This window comes from Parafrankia irregularis, assembly GCF_001536285.1.
Taxonomy (GTDB): Bacteria; Actinomycetota; Actinomycetes; order Frankiales; family Frankiaceae; genus Parafrankia; species Parafrankia irregularis.
Genome location: NZ_FAOZ01000004.1, coordinates 149,059 through 164,188, shown reverse-complemented (window position 1 = coordinate 164,188; position 15,130 = coordinate 149,059). Strand labels below are relative to the sequence as shown.

Here is a 15,130-nt window from a genome sequence, read left to right as displayed (position 1 = left end):
GCGACGGACGGACGTCGTGGCGGTTCGTCGGGTTTCAGCTCCCACCAGAGTTGATCACACCGGCAGCGCAGTGGGATCAGATTGGTATCGTGTTCCCATGGAAGCTGTTGTGGATCAGGCGGGCCGCATCGTGCTGCCCAAGTCCATCCGCGACGCACTGGGCCTGCTCCCCGGCACGAAGGTGGACATCTCGCCTTACGGGGCCGGCGTGCAGGTCGTGCCAGCCGGCAGAACCGCCCGCCTCGTCGAGGAGAACGGGGTGCTCGTGTCCGCCGGCGACACACCTGTCGACGACGACGTCCTGTTCGGCCTCATCGACGCCACCCGCAGGTGACCATCGCCGTCGACACCAGTGTCGCCGTCCCGCTGCTTGTCCGCTCCCATCAACACCACACGGATGTGGCGCGATGGTGGGGCGGACAGCAGCTCACGCTCAGTGGGCACGCCCTGGCCGAGACCTACTCGGTGCTCACCAGACTCCCGGGCGACGCCCGCCTGTCCGGGCCGGACGCCGCACGCCTGCTCGACGCGAGATTCACGGCACCGCTGGTGCTGAGCGGGCCGCCCGCCCAGCAGATCCACACGACCTTGAGCCGCCTCGGCATCGTCGGGGGCGCCGTGTACGACGGTCTGGTGGCGCTCACCGCCAAAGAGCACGGCCTGGCCCTTGCGACCAGGGACGCACGTGCCCGCGGCACCTATGACGCGGTCGGCGTCAAGGTGATCCTGGTCGGGTGAATCCGTGCCGGTGAAGCCCGCACTCCGCCAACGCGGTTGAACCCACGATCCCGACAGGACCCCGACCCGGGGCTCAGCGCGGGCGTACGGCCCACCAGCCAGCCACGATGATCAGCAGTGCGCCGATCAGGGCCAGGACGCCGGCGACGGCGGCCTCGAAGGCGACGGCGCGCAGTCCACGGGAGTCCTGCGTCGCCGCCGCGGCGGCCGCGACGCACGGCACCACCGCCACCAGCACGCCCGTGGGCAGGATGACGACCTGGGACGGATGCCGCCGCGGCCGGCGCGACCCCCGCGGCAGGGCCCGCAGGTGGGCGACGACCGCCACCGTGACGACGGCCAGCCCTGCCAGGCTGCTGCCGTACTGCAGCCAGCCATACCCGGGCAGGCCCGCGTGCTCGGCACGCAACCAGGCGAACTGATGGAAACCCCACCGGTCGCGGTGGGTGAACAGGTCCCAGCCCACATGCGTCAGCCCGCCCACCATCGCGGCCGCGGGAGCGAGCATCCACTGGCGCCGACTCAGCCGCGCTCGGGGAGCGAGCCGCAGCCGGACCGCATCCGGCGCCAGGTCGACCAGGGCGTCACGCACCAGGTGACTCCACACCAGCAGCACCACGATGCTCAGGGCGGGTACGACGGTGACGACCCCGAGCAGGCTGTGCGTGAGCCGGTACAGATCCGCCCACCGGCCGAAGACCGGCACGTCGGGAACCATCGAGCCCACGACCATCGCACTCATCGGCAGACCGAGCCCGCGCAGCGGCAGGACCGCCGCGGGATGGCTCGCAGTGAACGGCACCCAGCCCCCTCAGCACCTGTCGCCCCGAATGTACCGGGCGACCACTAGGGGAACCCGCCGACTCATGCCTCCAGGACCCATCGGTCCGGTTTACAGCGCCGATGGGGGTCATCTAAAGTGGATGAGCGTCTACTACAGTTGTCCGCGGATGCGCCGGAGGACCCCATGGAGAACGGTGACGTCATCGAGTCCGCCGTGGCCAGCCAGCAGACAGCGGTGACAGCAGTGACAGCAGTGACAGCCGTGGACAAGGCGTTGCTTCTCGTCCGTTCTCTCGCAGGCGAGGGCCGCGAGATCGGTGTGAGCGAACTGGCCCGACGCACCCAGATGACCAAGTCGACGGCCTTTCGCCTGCTGGCGATCCTGCAGCGCAACGAGTTCGTCGAGCGTGTCGGCAGCGACTACCGGCTGAGCCCGCACGTGTCCGACCTGGGATCCTGCGTCTACGGCCCGACCACCTCACTGGTCCACGACAAGCTGCTCCCCTATCTCGTCGATCTCTACGAGCACACCCACGAGACGGTGCATCTCGCCGTGTTGCACGGCGACGAGGTGGCGTACATCAACAAGATCCACGGCCATCGGGCGGCGCGATCACCCTCCAGGATCGGCACTCGGCTGCCCGCCCACTGCACCGGCGTCGGCAAGGCGATGCTCGCCTTCGCTCCCGCCACCGCCGAGATCATCGCCAGGGCGGCCGCCCTGCCGGCACGTACCGAGTACTCCATCTCCGACACCGGGCTGCTCCGCGCCGAACTGGGGCGCATCCGTGAGGACGGGATCGCCTACGACCGCCAGGAAGCGGCGCTTGGGCTCTCCTGCGTCGCCGTGCCGGTCATGGGCCTGGCGCGGCAGCCACTCGCGGCGCTGTCGGTCGCCGGCCCGCATCAGCGGTTCGATCCCGCCAGATATGCCCCGATCTTACGCCGGGTGGGATACGAGGCATCTCGCGCCGTCGCGGCGGCGACGTTACGCAGGGGCGCCGATATCGGAGTCGGCCCCAGGATCTAGGCCCTGACAAATACGTTCGCCCTCGCTCACCGGAGCAGCGGACGGGGACAACGCCTTTTCAGACAACGCCTTTTCAGGAGTCCTCGGCCTGTTCGTGTTCTTCAGCCGGGGCCCAGGACTCCCCCATCCGGCGACGGAGGCCGCCCCCGTGCTGGGTTCCCATGACACCCGTGCCGGGCTGGACACGGGGAACACTGACCACGATGTGTACCAGGCTCTCACCTGACAGCGACTCGTACCTGTGTGGCCGGTCACCGGCATATCGCGCGAAATCTCCCTCGCGCAGTTCGATGGGGCTGTCCACCGGACCGACACGGACACTTCCGACGATGACGTAGAGATGCTCGAGCGTGCCCGCCGGGTGGAGCTCAGGCACTCCACCGCCGCCCTCCGGTACCGGGTGGATGCGCATCAGGTAGTTCTCGATGACCCCGGACCCGTAGACGTGGTCCAGCAGGCGGACCTCGTGGCTGTCGTGCCGCTGCCAGACGACGTCGTTCGCCCGCTGAACGGCGACGATCTGCTCGCGCTCGGCAACCAACCGGGTGACCGGGACGCCGAGTGCGGTCGCGATCGAGAACAGGGTGTCGACGGTCGGGTTGCCGTTGCTCTGCTCCAGCTTCGACAGCGTCTGCTTGGCCAGCCCGGACTGACGGGCAAGCTCGGCCAGCGAGAGCCCCCGCTGCTGTCTGAGGAGACGGATGTTGCGCGCGACAACGGCATGACCCGACTCCACGCCTTCACTGTATTGCGGCGTCACCGTCCGCACCTTCGGCCTGGCGGTGATGGAAGCCACGCGGCGGGGCGCGTCGCGGCCGCCGGTCCAGGTGGGGTGCGCGCAGGAGCATCAGGCCGTGCCGGCGGCATCCGCCTTTGCCAGCAGATCAGCGTGACACCGACAATCGCGAAGCCGCAGATGAGATCTGTGCTGGCGGAGGACCCGGCCGCATTGCCGCCGAGACGGCAGTCCGTGAACACGCAGGAGAGCCGGTTCTGTGGTCCGCACAACGTTGCGCGCGGACCACAGAACCGGCCGGGGCGCTCGTCAGGCAGCGCAGTGGTAGCTGCTCGCCAGCTTTCGGTCGCCCTGGCCGTTGTAGCGGGCGACCTCGGGGTAGAGGCAGATGTTCCGAGTGATCGTGCCCTCGGTGAGGCTGGTGGTCGAGGAGGTCAGCGTGGCCGGAGCCTGGCCGTTCTCGACCCAGTTCACCAGAGAGGCGAGCACGTTCGTCGGAACGGGCCCGTTCCCCCCGATGCCACAGTGCCCGACCCCCGGAGCGAGGAAGAGACGATAGAAGTCATTGGTGCTCGCCGCCCCGCCCATGGTGTTCTGCACCCGCTTGTAGTAGTCGACCGTTCCCTGCGGGAAGATCAGCTGATCCGCGAGGCCGTGCCAGCCGAGAATCTTTCCGCCGCGGTTCTTGAATGCGGTCAGGTCCGGATCTCCGGTCCCGATGACCTCCTTGTACTCGGCCTGGGACTGCCCGATGAGCGACACCAGCTGGGTGGGTGTGACAGCCGCGATGTCTGCCGACGGCTGCTTCAGAAGGAAGTACCTGACCCAGTCCGCGATCAGCGAGTTCGGTGAACCGCTCCGCCGCCCGAGCAGGTCCGAGGTTGTTCCGGCGACCATGTCGATCGCGGCACCCTTCGGAAGTCCATACCAGACCTGTTGGCCGTCCGCCGACGTCGGCCCTTCCCAGATCCTCCGCACGACCTCGGCGTCCTTGGCGGTAATCGTCTGGAACGTGAGATCACAGAAGATTACTTTGCCGATCAGGCTCTTCGGGTCGAACCCGCAGGTCTCCGGCTGGCTGATGAGGCCGCCGGCCACCGTGTCGCCCCCGTTGCAGGCGGCGATCGCCGCATCGGTGAACACCTTGAACTTGCAGGCGCTCGGGTATGTCTTCAGGTCGTTCATCACGACCTGCGGCCACAGCTCGGCCGGGACGAACGTGTCCCAGTTGATCGCCGGAGCCGACGCCATGATGCCGTCGTAGTCGCCCGGATACCGCTGGGCTTCCATCATTCCCTGGCGGCCGCCGGTCGAGCAGCCGTTCCAGTACGAATAGGAGGCCTGGCGGCCGTAGAAGCTCGCGACGATCTGCTTCGCGGCGACCGTCATGTCGTGGATCGACCGGTGGGCGAAGTTGGTGAGCAGCCCGGTGTTGACGGTGCCGTCGGCCTTGAGCGCCCACGCCGTGGGGCTCAGCGGGTTGAAGCCGATACCGGCATCCGTCGCCGCGGCCGCATACCCCTCCTGCACAGCCGAGGGAAGGGTGGAGACATTCGGGCCCAGGCTGAGGTCACCGAGCTGCAGGCTCGCCGCGTAACCACCGCCGCCGGTTCCCTGGAACCGCCCGTTCCACCCGTTCGTCGGCAGCCAGACCGCGACCTGGACCTTGTCGCCGTCGCCGGGGTGGGTCAGGTAGAGCGTGACCTCACAGTGCGCCGGCACATTCAGCAGAAGGTCGGCTCCCTTGTCCGCTGTCGACATCGACTGAATGGTCGCGCCGGCAACGGTGGGCTGCGCGACGGAACCGCATCCCGTCCCGGTGGCGGCCGATGCCGGGCTGGCCAGCACCGCTCCCTGCACGGCCATCGCCGCCGCGGTGCCGACCGCAGCGAGGATGGATAACAGGCGTTGTCCCGATTTCCTCATTTTTCTCCCTGTGTTTCGCACGGCGTGGCACCCGCCACCCGGCCATGCCCCCCCGGGCTTCCGATTGATCGAGCCATCCAGCAGAACCAGCCGGTGCTCTCAGAGTTGGTCGCCACCCGCACCGGAGGTGAATCCGCGGACGCCGATGCCGCCGTCCGCCTGGATCGCCTGACCGGTGATGGTGCTGCTCTGCGCGCGAGCCGCCAGCAGCACATACGGACCGGTCAGGTCCGCCGGCTCGACGCTGGCGCTGTGGAGCGGAATGGGTGGTGCGGGCGCGTCGGCGGGCCTGCGGTCGAAGGAGGCCGCGAGCGAGCGGTCCGCGAGCGCGAGCGCTTCGGGGCCGCGCAGGTCGGTGCGCATGGCCCCGCACGCCACCCCGTTCACCCGCACCTTCGGCGCGAGTTCATAGGCCAGCTCGCGCATCAGGCCAAGGCAGGCATGTTTGCTCGCCGTGTAGAGCGGGCCTCCGCCGTTGACGTAGAACGAGGCGTTGGACAGCGTCATGACGATGCAGCCGTGCGCTTTGACAAGCTCCCGCCAGGCGGCTTCGGCGGCGAGCAGGTAGCCCTTGACGTTGATCGCGAAGATCTCGTCGAAAGCGGCGTCGAGCTCGCCGGCCGACAGGCGGGTGAGCTGGCGCTGGTAGTCCCAGACTCCCGCGTTGGCGACGAGGATGTCGAGCCGGCCGAACCGGTCGACGGTCTCGGTGACCGCGCGGTGCAGGTCGGCGCTGGACCGGACGTCGCCGGTCACGGTGTGGACGCGATCCGGGTCGGCCGACTTCCCGCGGACGAGGTCGAGCCGGGAGGCATCGCGATCGAAGATCACGACAGCGGCATCCTCGGCGACGAAACGCTCGGCGACGGCCGCACCGATCCCGGAGGCACCGCCGGTGATCAGGGCGACGTCCCCCGAAAGCCATCCACTCATGTGGCGGCCCGCAGGAAATCGGTGACCAGGCGCTCGAACTCCCGCGCCCGCTCCAGCTGCACCCAGTGACCGCAGCGGCCGAACACATGCAGCTGGACGTCCCGAATCTGCTTCAGCATGATCTGGGCCCCCTCCAGGGTGATAGTCCGGTCGTCGCGCCCCCACAACAGCAGCGTCGACGCGGTGATCCGGTGCAGGTCACGCCACAGCGGATCCATGCCGCCGCGCTTGGCGAACGCCGCGTTGTAAAGGTGGTAGAAGGCGATATGGCTTTCGTCCAGCGAAGCCTCGTAACGTGCCCGGACGACATCCTCGCCGAACTGACGGTGGTCGAAGACCATTGTCCGGATGAACGCGGCCATCTTCTTTTCGCTGGGGCCGCCGCCCTGGTAGTAGCGGAACATCTCCTTCTGGCCCTCGGTGGGCGTGGGCCCGAACGGGAGCCAGCCGCCGCCCGGTGCCATCAGCACCAGCTTCTCGACCCGGTCGGGGTGCTGCTGCGCGAGCGCGAGGGCAGCGGCTCCGCCAAGGCTGTTGCCGAGCAGGTGGAACCGGTCGACGCCCAGTGCGTCGAGTGCCTGGAGCAGCGCGTCCGCCGTGATGGCGGTGATGGACCGGGCGGCCAGATCACTCTCGGTGGGCCGATAGCTGCCGCCGAACCCAGGCTGGTCGGGCAGCACCACCCGGAAATGGGCCGTCAGTGCGGGGAGGTTCTGGTGGTAGTTGCTTACGCCGGAGGCACCGGGCCCGCCGCCGTGCAGCATGACCAGCACTGGGCCGTCGCCTGCCTCGGCAACGGCGATCTCGCCGAGTGCGGTGGGCACCCTATGCGTCCTCAGCGCGACTTCACTGGCGGTTGTCACGATGGTTCCTTCAACAGGTCGGCGGTGGGATCAGAGATCGACGAAGCGGAGATCCGCGTGCGCGCGGAAATCAGAAGAATGTGCTGATGTTCTTCGCGAGCAGCACGTTCTGATCGAGCAGAACCGTGCGGCGCGCGATGAGCAGCCCGCCCCCGGCACGTCGCAGCAGATCGGTGCGCTCACCGGCGAACACGTTCTCCTCACGCTGGAGCCGGTTGCGGTAGACGAGAAAGTTCGAGCGGGCGACCAACACCGCCTCCGCGGGTCCCAGGCCCGGCTCGGCCAGATCCGGCCCGGCCAGGTCGTCACCCACGACGGCGTGACGTACCCGAACGTTCGTGATCAGATGCCGGGTCCGTGACGGCGGGTCCTCGGACCAGGCCGAGCCGGATTCGAACCGGCGGATCCGCCACTGCAGGCTGGCCTTCGTCTCGTCGTAGTAGGCGGCCTCGCCACGGGCGGCGACGGAGCGGTCCTGCTGCCTGCGCAGCCGGTCCGTCCGGGTCGGCATCCAGTACACGAGGTCGTCCGCGAGCAGATCCAGCCATTCCACGAACCGGTGTTCGTCGAGCAGGTCGGCTTCGCGGTAGTAGAGCTGTTCGACCTCGAAATGGGTACCGAGGTCGGCTCGGCGGTCAGCGACGGCCGCATCCGGTGTCGCGACACGGTCGGACGTGGTGCTCACGCCTCATTCGATCCTTTCAGGAGCGGGGCCGGCCAGGTGTCGTGCCGCCCAGCGGCACGGCTGCCCGCGAGTCAGCCGCCGCGCAGCAGCCGGCGAAGATTCGTCGACGGGTCGGCCAGCTGGGCGGCGTCGACGGGGATGGCGCCGGCCACCAGCCGGCGCGCGGTACGCGCGGCGAGGCCGTCGTCGACGGACGCGGCACCGACCACCAGGTTCCCGCGCAGGCCAAACACCGCGAACGGCTCGTCGCCGAAGCACCCGCGCGCGACGGTGTGGTCCGCGTCCGCCATCCGGCCGACCACCTCGACATGCCGGCCGTGGCGGTCGCTCCAGAACCAGGGGGTCGGCCGGGCCGGCGCGGGCCGGCCAAGCAGTGTCGCCGCCGCGCATTCTCCGTCAGACCGGGCCGCATCCCAGTGCTCGACCCGGGTACCGTCCGCGCGAGCGCGGGTCGCGTCACCGACGGCCAACACCGCGGGGTTGGAGGTGCGCTGACCGGCATCCACCAGCACCCCTCGGTCGACGTCGAGGCCGGCGGCCTCGGCAAGCCCGGTGTCCGAGACCATGCCGACCCCGAGCACGACGAGGTCGACCACCCGCGCCCGCCCCTCGCCGACCAGCGCGGCCTCGACACCGCTGGACGTATGCGTGAGCGTGGCGAGGCCGGCGGCGACGGTGTGGATGCCGCGGGCCCGGTGCTGGTCGTGCAGCCAGGCCGCGAGGTCTGGTCCGACGGCAGCGGAAAGCGGCCTCGCCACCGGGTCGGCCAGCACGACGTCGCATCCCAGCCCGGCCAGCGTGGAGGCGACCTCCGCGCCGATCAGACCGGCGCCGACCACCAGGACCCGCCGCGCCGAGGGCAGGGCTTCCCGGAGGCGATCCGCGTCGTCGACGGTGCGCAGCACATGGACGGCGCTGCCGCGCGCACCAGGGATCGGCGGGCGCGCAGCCGAGCCGCCGGTGGCCAGGACGACCCGGTCGGCGGGTAGTTCGGTGCCGTCGGCGAGCTCGACCTGCCCCGACGCGGGCCGCAGCGCCGTCACCCGGGCTCGGGTGACCAGGCGGACCGACTGCGTGTCGTACCACTCGGGCGGCTGCAGGGCGATCTGTTCGAGGCCTCGCCTGCCGGCCAGGTAGTCCTTGCTCAGCGGCGGCCGGTCGTGGGGAAGCCCGCCCGCGTCGACGAGGGTCAGCGAACCGTCGTAGCCGCCGGCACGTAGGGCGGCCACCGTGCTGACGCCGGCGATGCCGCCACCGACGACGACGACCTTGTGCGCCACGCCGCTCACGACGCCGCCGCCCCGTTCGGGGGCGCGTCGGGGGGCTCGTTCGGGAAGAGGTACACCTCTCCGCCCCGGACCTCCGTTCGGTGGGCGACGGCATCGCGGGTCGCGGGCAGCCCCTCCACCTTCCCGTCACGCAGGCAGAACCGGCTGGCGTGCAGCGGGCACTCGACGTACCCCTTCTCCACCCAGCCCTCGGCGAGGGATGCCGTCTCATGGGTGCAGGTGTCGTTGAGCGCCCACACAGTGCCGTCGTCGTCACGCAGCAACGCGATGTCGTCGTCGGTGCCGGTGACGGCACGGTCGATCGCGATGCCCTCGCCCTCGGGAATGTCGTCGAGGGCCGCGACCCGGATGCCCGTCGTGCTCATACGTCCCCCTCGTACCAGGCCGGGGTGTTCATCAGTCGCTGCCAGCGCCGGTAGAACGCGCGGCCGGCGGAATCGCTGTAGAGCTCACTGGTCAGGCCGGGATATCGCCCGTCCTCACGTTCCGAGCCCAGGCCCATCTGGTAGTTGAGCGGGACGCTGTTGGTGACGAACCCGCGCGAGATGGCCTGCACCTCGCTCCAGTTCTCGCCGTCGTCCTGCTCGAAGACGCCGCTGGGCCCGAAGGTGCGCAGGTTGTAGAGGCGCTGGGCTTCCTTGACGTCGTCGGGCATCGAACGGTCCACCAGCGTCCAGGCCCACACCTCCATCCGGTCGGGGCCTTTCGGATGCCAGACCCGGACACTGCCGTTGACCGGCAGGTACGAGAAGTTGGGGAAGACGGTGGCATGGCCGTTGGTCAGCGGGCCCTCGACCCGCGCGTCCCCGAGGCGGGCCCGGGCCGCGTCGTAGTCGAACCACTGGTGCACCGGCTGGGCGTCGAAACGGTTCCTCGGATGGACCGGGAATCCCGCGCCGTGACCGTTCGGGTCGGCGTACTGGCGGCCGCTGCGATGCACGATCTCGTCCCGGGGGCCTTTTCCCTCCGGCGACAGAAGCATCAACGCCGACGCGTGGCTCATGTTCACGTGGTACCAGTCGGTCGCGAACTGCTCGGCCGCCAGTTTCCAGTTGCCGTCCAGGACCCATTTGTGGACTCCACCGACGACCTCGGTGCCCGAGCCGTCGTGGTCGAGCATCGCGTCCATGTACCAGGCCATCGTGCCCAGCGCCTCGCTCAGCGACGGCGCCTGCGGATTCCAGGTGCCGAAGATCAGGCCGCGGTGGCTGTCGATGAGCGGGACCTCGACCAGGCCCCAGTCGGCGGTGTCGAAACCATCCGGGTACCCGGCCTTGTTCGGGACGCTGACCAGCCCACCGTCGAGGCCGTACGACCAGCCGTGGTAGGTGCAGGTGAAGTTCCGGGTGGTGCCGGCGTCGGCGCGGCACACCCGAGCGCCCCGATGCCGGCAGGAGTTGAGGTAGGCCCGGATCTTCCGGTTCCTGTCCATCGTGACGATGACCGGGTCCTCGCCCATGTAGGTGCCGAAGAAATCACCGGGCCTGCGGAACTGGTCCGTGTGCGCGAGAAACAGCCAGCTGGGCGCGAAGACCCGACGCAGCTCCTGCTGGTAGATCTGGTGATCCGTGAAGATGGCCCGGTCGACAAGGCCGCCGTCGGCGTCCACCAGACCGGACGTGTCGATGGTCGAGGCCAGCTCGGGCGGGCGGCTCAGGGGGCCGAACGGAGTAGGGGTGGGCCGACCCAAGCGGCCGGCCAGCTCAGGGCTCGACGTCATAGGAGCTCCTCTCCCGTGTCCGGTGGGGCCGCCACCGTGTTCGCCAGGCCTCCTCCTCGTCCAGCCCCGCCGCCCGGGGGCGGGGCATCGGCGTGATCCACGAGGCTGGACGAGGCCGGACCGCGCCCCCCGGAGGCCCTGCGGGTGCGGTCACAGCAACCAGGAAACGAGCCGACGCCCGCTTCGGCCAGCACCCGTGCCGCAGGACGGCACGGGTGGTATCCGGCCTGACATCGGCCGATGCATCGTGACGGCATGCTCGCAGCACGCGCCGTCGCGCAAAGCGCCACCGACCCGCTGTCGGGGCTGAAGGTCGGTGATGTTCCCAGGCCCGCGGCCCGACCCGGCTGGTCGGTCGTCCGGGTGGTCGCCTCGTCCATCAACATGCACGACGTCTGGACCCTGCGCGGGGTGGGCCATCCCGCCGAACGGCTACCGATCATCCTGGGCTGCGACGCGGCCGGCCTCGACGAGGACGGCAACGAGGTCATCGTCTACCCGGTGATCGCCGATCCGGATGCCGGCGGCGGTGACGAGACCCTCGATCCGGACCGGGCGCTGCTCTCCGAGCGCCACGACGGCGCGTTCGCGCAGTACCTGACGGTGCCGACCCGCAACCTGATCCCGAAACCCGAGTGGCTGACCTTCGAGCAGGCCGCGTGCCTGCCGGTCGCCTGGACCACCGCGTACCGGATGCTGTTCACCCAGGCCAGGATCACCGCCGGCGACCGGGTGCTGGTCCAGGGCGCCGGCGGCGGGGTGGCGTCCGCCGCGATCAGCCTCGCCGCCGCGGCCGGAGCGGTCGTCTACGCGACCAGCCGCAGCGAGGACAAACGAGAGAAGGCGCTGTCCTGGGGAGCCCGCGAGACGTTCCCCAGCGGCGCGAAGCTGCCGGAGAAGGTCGACGTCGTCATCGAGACGGTCGGCGAGGCCACCTGGTCGCACTCACTCCGGTCGCTGCGCCCCGGCGGGACGCTCGTCGTCGCCGGTGCCACCAGCGGCACGAACCCGCCGGCGGACCTGGCCCGGGTCTTCTACCTGCAACAGCGCATTCTGGGCTCCACCGGCTGCACCCGTCCGGAGCTCATCGCCATGCTGCGGATGATGGACGCCACCGGCGTGCGGCCGGTCATCGACCGGGTCCTGCCCCTTGACGAGATCGACAAGGGCTTCCAGCTCATGCTCGACGGCGAGCTCACCGGAAAGATCATCGTGTGCCCACCCGCGCCGCGCCCGTAGCCAGCGCAGCGACAAGCATGTGTGAAGGGAACCTGATGCCCGCCGCGCTCGTGGGGATATCCCACTCCCCGCTGATCGGGAAGAACGACCCGGCACCCGACGTCCTCGCCGCCGTCGACGAGGCCGTGACGGACGCCCGCGCCTTCATCGCGGCCTTCGCCCCCGACCTGGTGGTCCTCTACGCGCCGGACCACTACAACGGCTTCTTCTACCGCGAGATGCCGCCGTTCTGCCTGGCCACCGAGGCCAACGCGGTCGGGGACTTCGGCTCCGCGGCGGGGCCGCTCTCCGTCGACGGCGAGGCCGCGCGAACACTCGCGGACGGAGCGCTCGCCCGGGGCGTCGACCTGACGGTCTCCGCGCGGATGACCGTGGACCACGGGTTCGTCCAGCCGCTGCAGGTGCTCTTCGGCGGCATCGACCAGGTGCCCGTCGTCCCGATCTTCGTCAACGGTGTCGCGGCACCGTTCGGGCCGGTCAGCCGGATCCGCGCCCTGGGAACCGCCATCGGCCTGGCGGCGGCCGACCTTGACCGCCGGGTCCTGTTCATCGGCTCCGGTGGCCTCTCCCACGACCCGCCGGTGCCCATCCTGGCCGGCGCGCCACCGCGGGTCGCCGACGGCCTGATCGAGGGCCATCCGCCCACCCCCGAGCAGCGCGCCCGCGGCGAGGAGCGGGTCGTGCAGGCCGGCCGCGCCTACGCCGGCGGATCGACCAGCATGATTGCGATCAACCCGGCCTGGGACGAGCTGGTCCTCGACACCTTCGCCGGCGGCCGGCTTGAGGACGTCGACGCCTGGACCGTCGAATGGATGGGTGCCGAGGGCGGCGGGTCCGGGCATGAGACCCGCGCCTGGATCGCCGCCTTCGCGTCTCTGGCCGCCACCGGCGCCTACTCCATGACATCCCGCTTCTACCGGCCGATCCCGGAGTGGATCGCCGGCTTCGCCGTCGCCACCGCGCTCCCTTCGGGCCAGCGGGACGAGGGGCTCACTGCTCGGCCCGGCGGTCTCCCGTCGAAGCCCTGAGAAGCCTGGCCGGGAGGGCTCGCGGAAGGGGCGGCGGAAATGTTCCGTATCGCGGCACAGCCGCTGGAAGCACACCCCGCAGCCAGCGTCTTATGTCCGCACGCCGCACCGCGGCGGGGGCATGGCAGGCGTCAGCTGCGGGGACGACTGGACGTCGGAGACAGGGGGAGGCGGCGGGCCCGGACATCGTGTCGAGAACACCGAGCCCTCCCCGTCGCACCTTGCACGGACGAGACGGCTCACTCACCATTCACCCTTCCGTTCTCTCGCATTGCCCGACCGCCGTTCAAGGAGCCCGTCATGAACTCCGTCGACATCAGCCCGGCGGCTGCGCTCTACCGTCGAGCGCGGTACGCCCCGGGGGCCGCCGCCCTCCACTACGAAGGCCGCACGACGAGCGCGGGTGATCTCGCCCGGACGGTTCGTCAGCTCGCCGCCGGGCTCGCCCGCCACGGTGTGCCGCAGGGCGGCCGGGTGGCCTATCTCGGTTTCAACAGCCCGGTCCTGCTGGAGACCATGCTCGCCGCCGCGCATCTCGGCGCCGTCTTCGCGCCGCTGAACTTCCGGCTGGCCGCGGCCGAGATCCGCCAGGTCCTGACCAACTGCGACGCCGAGGTCCTGATCGTCGAGGAAGGCCACCGTGAGGTGGTGGAGTCCGTGCGCGCCGAGCTGTCGATCAGGCACTACGTTCTCGTCGACACCGACCCGGCCTGCCCCGCGCCCGACCGGCCGGTCACGGGGTGGATCCCGCTGTCGGTGCTGCTCGCCGGCCCCGACGACGTCGCGGAACCGGTGGCCCGCCACGACGACGACATCGCGGCTCTGCTGTACACCTCGGGAACCACCGGCCTGCCCAAGGGCGTCATCCTCACCCACGGCAACATCTGGTGGAACGCCGTCAACGTCGACAACGTCGTCGACACCCGCCACGACGACGTGACGCTGGCCGTCGCGCCGCTGTTCCACATCGGCGGGCTGAACGCGCTCACGCTGCGGACCCTGCTGCGTGGCGGCCTCGTCATCATCCGCCGCTCCTTCGATCCACAGCGGTTCCTGGACGACCTCGTCGGTTTCAAGGTGACGGTCCTGTTCGCGGTACCCGCCATGTTCGGCGCGGTCGCCAGGCTGCCCGGGTTCGCCGCCGCGGACCTCACCGCCCTGAGATCCGCGATCGTCGCCGGTGCCCCGGTACCGCCCGGCCTGATCCGCGAGTACGCCGACCGGGGCGTTCTGTTACAGCAGGCCTGGGGCCTGACCGAGACCGCTCCGTTCGCCACCTACCTGCCGGCCGGCCTGACCCGGGACAAGCTCGGCTCGGCCGGGGTTCCGATGCCCTTCACCAGGGTCTGCCTGGTCAGGCCGGGTACCGGCATTCCCGTCGAGGAGGCGGACGTCCGCGGCGAGCTCTGTGTCCAGGGCCCGAACGTGACCCCCGGCTACTGGCGGAACCCGACGGCCACCGCCGCTGCGTTCGACCACGGCGGCTGGTTCCACACCGGGGACATCGCCTACCGCGATCAGGACGGCTTCTACTACGTCGTCGACCGCCTGAAGGACATGATCATCAGTGGTGGTGAGAACGTGTACCCGGCCGAGGTGGAACGGGTCCTCATCGAGCACCCCGACGTCCTCGACGTCGCCGTCGTCGGCGTGCCCGACGCCCACTGGGGAGAGACCGTGGTCGCGATCCTGAGCTGCCGTCCGGGCGCCGAGCCGACGATCGAGGAGATTCGGGACTTCGCCGCTCGCCACCTCGCCCGCTACAAGCTCCCGACCCAGCTGCGCCGGCTCGACCAGATTCCCCGGAACCCCAGCGGAAAACTGTTGAAGGGCCCACTGCGGGAATGGGCCGAGCAGAACCAGATCCCGTCCGGAGCCTCCACCTGACGCAGTTCACCTCCCATAACCGCGTAGTTCTTACGGATCGAGGACGCCCGGCGAGCCTTTTCCGCCTCACGACGCACGGCCAGGGATTCCGCCGGCCCGAGTCGACGACGAAAAGGCTCAGCCATCACCTCCGCGGGACATCGGGATGACGACCGTTCCACCTCCCGGCCGGAACGACGAATCCGGAAGACCATATCCCGCACCCTGAGTTCGCCGCCGTACGAGGCATGCCGAAAACCTCGCCATCCTCCGGTTCCTCTATTTTCAAGAAAC

The 15,130-nt window shown here is 69.9% G+C and carries 15 protein-coding genes; 6 read left to right on the top strand and 9 right to left on the bottom strand.

What is annotated here, in order from left to right; translation table 11 throughout:
- Nucleotides 1–97: 97 nt before the first annotated feature.
- Both AWX74_RS07745 and AWX74_RS07740 read left to right on the top strand, forming a co-directional pair.
- Nucleotides 98–334, top strand: coding sequence for an AbrB/MazE/SpoVT family DNA-binding domain-containing protein (locus AWX74_RS07745; RefSeq protein WP_006544239.1), 237 nt, complete (start codon nucleotides 98–100; stop codon nucleotides 332–334).
- Nucleotides 331–738, top strand: coding sequence for a type II toxin-antitoxin system VapC family toxin (locus AWX74_RS07740; protein WP_006544238.1), 408 nt, complete (start codon nucleotides 331–333; stop codon nucleotides 736–738). The genes AWX74_RS07745 and AWX74_RS07740 overlap by 4 nt, the downstream gene beginning before the upstream one ends.
- A 73-nt stretch (nucleotides 739–811) precedes the next feature.
- On the opposite strand, the gene AWX74_RS07735 is transcribed toward AWX74_RS07740, so the two are convergent.
- On the bottom strand, nucleotides 812–1,540 hold the full coding sequence (locus AWX74_RS07735) for a DUF4184 family protein (protein WP_091273185.1): 729 nt from the start codon (nucleotides 1,538–1,540) through the stop codon (nucleotides 812–814).
- Nucleotides 1,541–1,705: 165 nt separating this feature from the next.
- Here AWX74_RS07735 and AWX74_RS07730 point away from each other — a divergent pair, with 165 nt between their 5' ends.
- A complete protein-coding gene (locus AWX74_RS07730; protein ID WP_091273184.1) occupies nucleotides 1,706–2,551 on the top strand; it encodes an IclR family transcriptional regulator in 846 nt (281 codons plus the stop codon).
- 73 nt (nucleotides 2,552–2,624) lie between these two features.
- On the opposite strand, the gene AWX74_RS07725 is transcribed toward AWX74_RS07730, so the two are convergent.
- From AWX74_RS07725 to AWX74_RS07690, 8 genes are all read right to left on the bottom strand, one after another.
- The gene (locus tag AWX74_RS07725; RefSeq protein ID WP_207550272.1) at nucleotides 2,625–3,311 is read right to left on the bottom strand and encodes a helix-turn-helix domain-containing protein; all 687 of its coding nucleotides are present in this window, start codon (nucleotides 3,309–3,311) and stop codon (nucleotides 2,625–2,627) included.
- Between the two features lie 285 nt (nucleotides 3,312–3,596).
- A complete protein-coding gene (locus AWX74_RS07720; protein ID WP_091273182.1) occupies nucleotides 3,597–5,213 on the bottom strand; it encodes a tannase/feruloyl esterase family alpha/beta hydrolase in 1,617 nt (538 codons plus the stop codon).
- Between the two features lie 99 nt (nucleotides 5,214–5,312).
- Complete coding sequence (gene hcaB / locus AWX74_RS07715) at nucleotides 5,313–6,146, bottom strand: 3-(cis-5,6-dihydroxycyclohexa-1,3-dien-1-yl)propanoate dehydrogenase (RefSeq protein ID WP_091273181.1); 834 nt, start codon at nucleotides 6,144–6,146, stop codon at nucleotides 5,313–5,315.
- Nucleotides 6,143–6,970 (bottom strand): alpha/beta fold hydrolase, encoded by an 828-nt coding sequence (locus AWX74_RS07710; protein WP_242666128.1) that lies wholly within the window; start codon nucleotides 6,968–6,970, stop codon nucleotides 6,143–6,145. Before AWX74_RS07710 ends, hcaB begins: the two co-directional genes overlap by 4 nt.
- Before the next feature lie 109 nt (nucleotides 6,971–7,079).
- Entirely contained in the window at nucleotides 7,080–7,694 is a 615-nt protein-coding gene (locus AWX74_RS07705; RefSeq protein WP_091273179.1) for an aromatic-ring-hydroxylating dioxygenase subunit beta, read from the bottom strand.
- A gap of 71 nt (nucleotides 7,695–7,765) precedes the next feature.
- Nucleotides 7,766–8,983, bottom strand: coding sequence for an NAD(P)/FAD-dependent oxidoreductase (locus AWX74_RS07700; RefSeq protein WP_091273178.1), 1,218 nt, complete (start codon nucleotides 8,981–8,983; stop codon nucleotides 7,766–7,768).
- Nucleotides 8,980–9,348, bottom strand: a complete 369-nt coding sequence (locus AWX74_RS07695; RefSeq protein ID WP_091273177.1) for a non-heme iron oxygenase ferredoxin subunit — start codon at nucleotides 9,346–9,348, stop codon at nucleotides 8,980–8,982. The genes AWX74_RS07700 and AWX74_RS07695 overlap by 4 nt, the downstream gene beginning before the upstream one ends.
- Nucleotides 9,345–10,703 (bottom strand): aromatic ring-hydroxylating dioxygenase subunit alpha, encoded by a 1,359-nt coding sequence (locus AWX74_RS07690; RefSeq protein WP_091273176.1) that lies wholly within the window; start codon nucleotides 10,701–10,703, stop codon nucleotides 9,345–9,347. The genes AWX74_RS07695 and AWX74_RS07690 overlap by 4 nt, the downstream gene beginning before the upstream one ends.
- 255 nt (nucleotides 10,704–10,958) lie before the next feature.
- On the opposite strand from AWX74_RS07690, the gene AWX74_RS07685 reads away from it, so the two are divergent.
- The 3 genes from AWX74_RS07685 to AWX74_RS07675 all read left to right on the top strand — a co-directional run bounded on the left by AWX74_RS07685 (nucleotide 10,959) and on the right by AWX74_RS07675 (nucleotide 14,857).
- Entirely contained in the window at nucleotides 10,959–11,942 is a 984-nt protein-coding gene (locus AWX74_RS07685) for a zinc-binding dehydrogenase (RefSeq protein WP_091273717.1), read from the top strand.
- Between the two features lie 35 nt (nucleotides 11,943–11,977).
- Nucleotides 11,978–12,970: a 3-carboxyethylcatechol 2,3-dioxygenase gene (locus AWX74_RS07680; RefSeq protein WP_091273715.1), complete on the top strand. Its 993-nt coding sequence runs from the start codon at nucleotides 11,978–11,980 to the stop codon at nucleotides 12,968–12,970.
- A 300-nt stretch (nucleotides 12,971–13,270) separates the two neighbouring features.
- Nucleotides 13,271–14,857 carry an acyl-CoA synthetase gene (locus tag AWX74_RS07675; protein ID WP_091273175.1) on the top strand — a complete coding sequence of 529 codons (1,587 nt, stop codon included), beginning with the start codon at nucleotides 13,271–13,273 and terminating at the stop codon, nucleotides 14,855–14,857.
- The last annotated feature ends 273 nt before the right edge of the window (nucleotides 14,858–15,130 follow it).

Coding starts and splice junctions, on each gene's coding strand:
- hcaB (WP_091273181.1), bottom strand. CDS start 6,146: ATGAGTGGATGGCTTTCGGGGGACGTCGCCCTGATCACCGGCGGTGCC.
- AWX74_RS07730 (WP_091273184.1), top strand. CDS start 1,706: ATGGAGAACGGTGACGTCATCGAGTCCGCCGTGGCCAGCCAGCAGACA.
- AWX74_RS07685 (WP_091273717.1), top strand. CDS start 10,959: ATGCTCGCAGCACGCGCCGTCGCGCAAAGCGCCACCGACCCGCTGTCG.
- AWX74_RS07695 (WP_091273177.1), bottom strand. CDS start 9,348: ATGAGCACGACGGGCATCCGGGTCGCGGCCCTCGACGACATTCCCGAG.
- AWX74_RS07680 (WP_091273715.1), top strand. CDS start 11,978: ATGCCCGCCGCGCTCGTGGGGATATCCCACTCCCCGCTGATCGGGAAG.
- AWX74_RS07720 (WP_091273182.1), bottom strand. CDS start 5,213: ATGAGGAAATCGGGACAACGCCTGTTATCCATCCTCGCTGCGGTCGGC.
- AWX74_RS07745 (WP_006544239.1), top strand. CDS start 98: ATGGAAGCTGTTGTGGATCAGGCGGGCCGCATCGTGCTGCCCAAGTCC.
- AWX74_RS07675 (WP_091273175.1), top strand. CDS start 13,271: ATGAACTCCGTCGACATCAGCCCGGCGGCTGCGCTCTACCGTCGAGCG.
- AWX74_RS07690 (WP_091273176.1), bottom strand. CDS start 10,703: ATGACGTCGAGCCCTGAGCTGGCCGGCCGCTTGGGTCGGCCCACCCCT.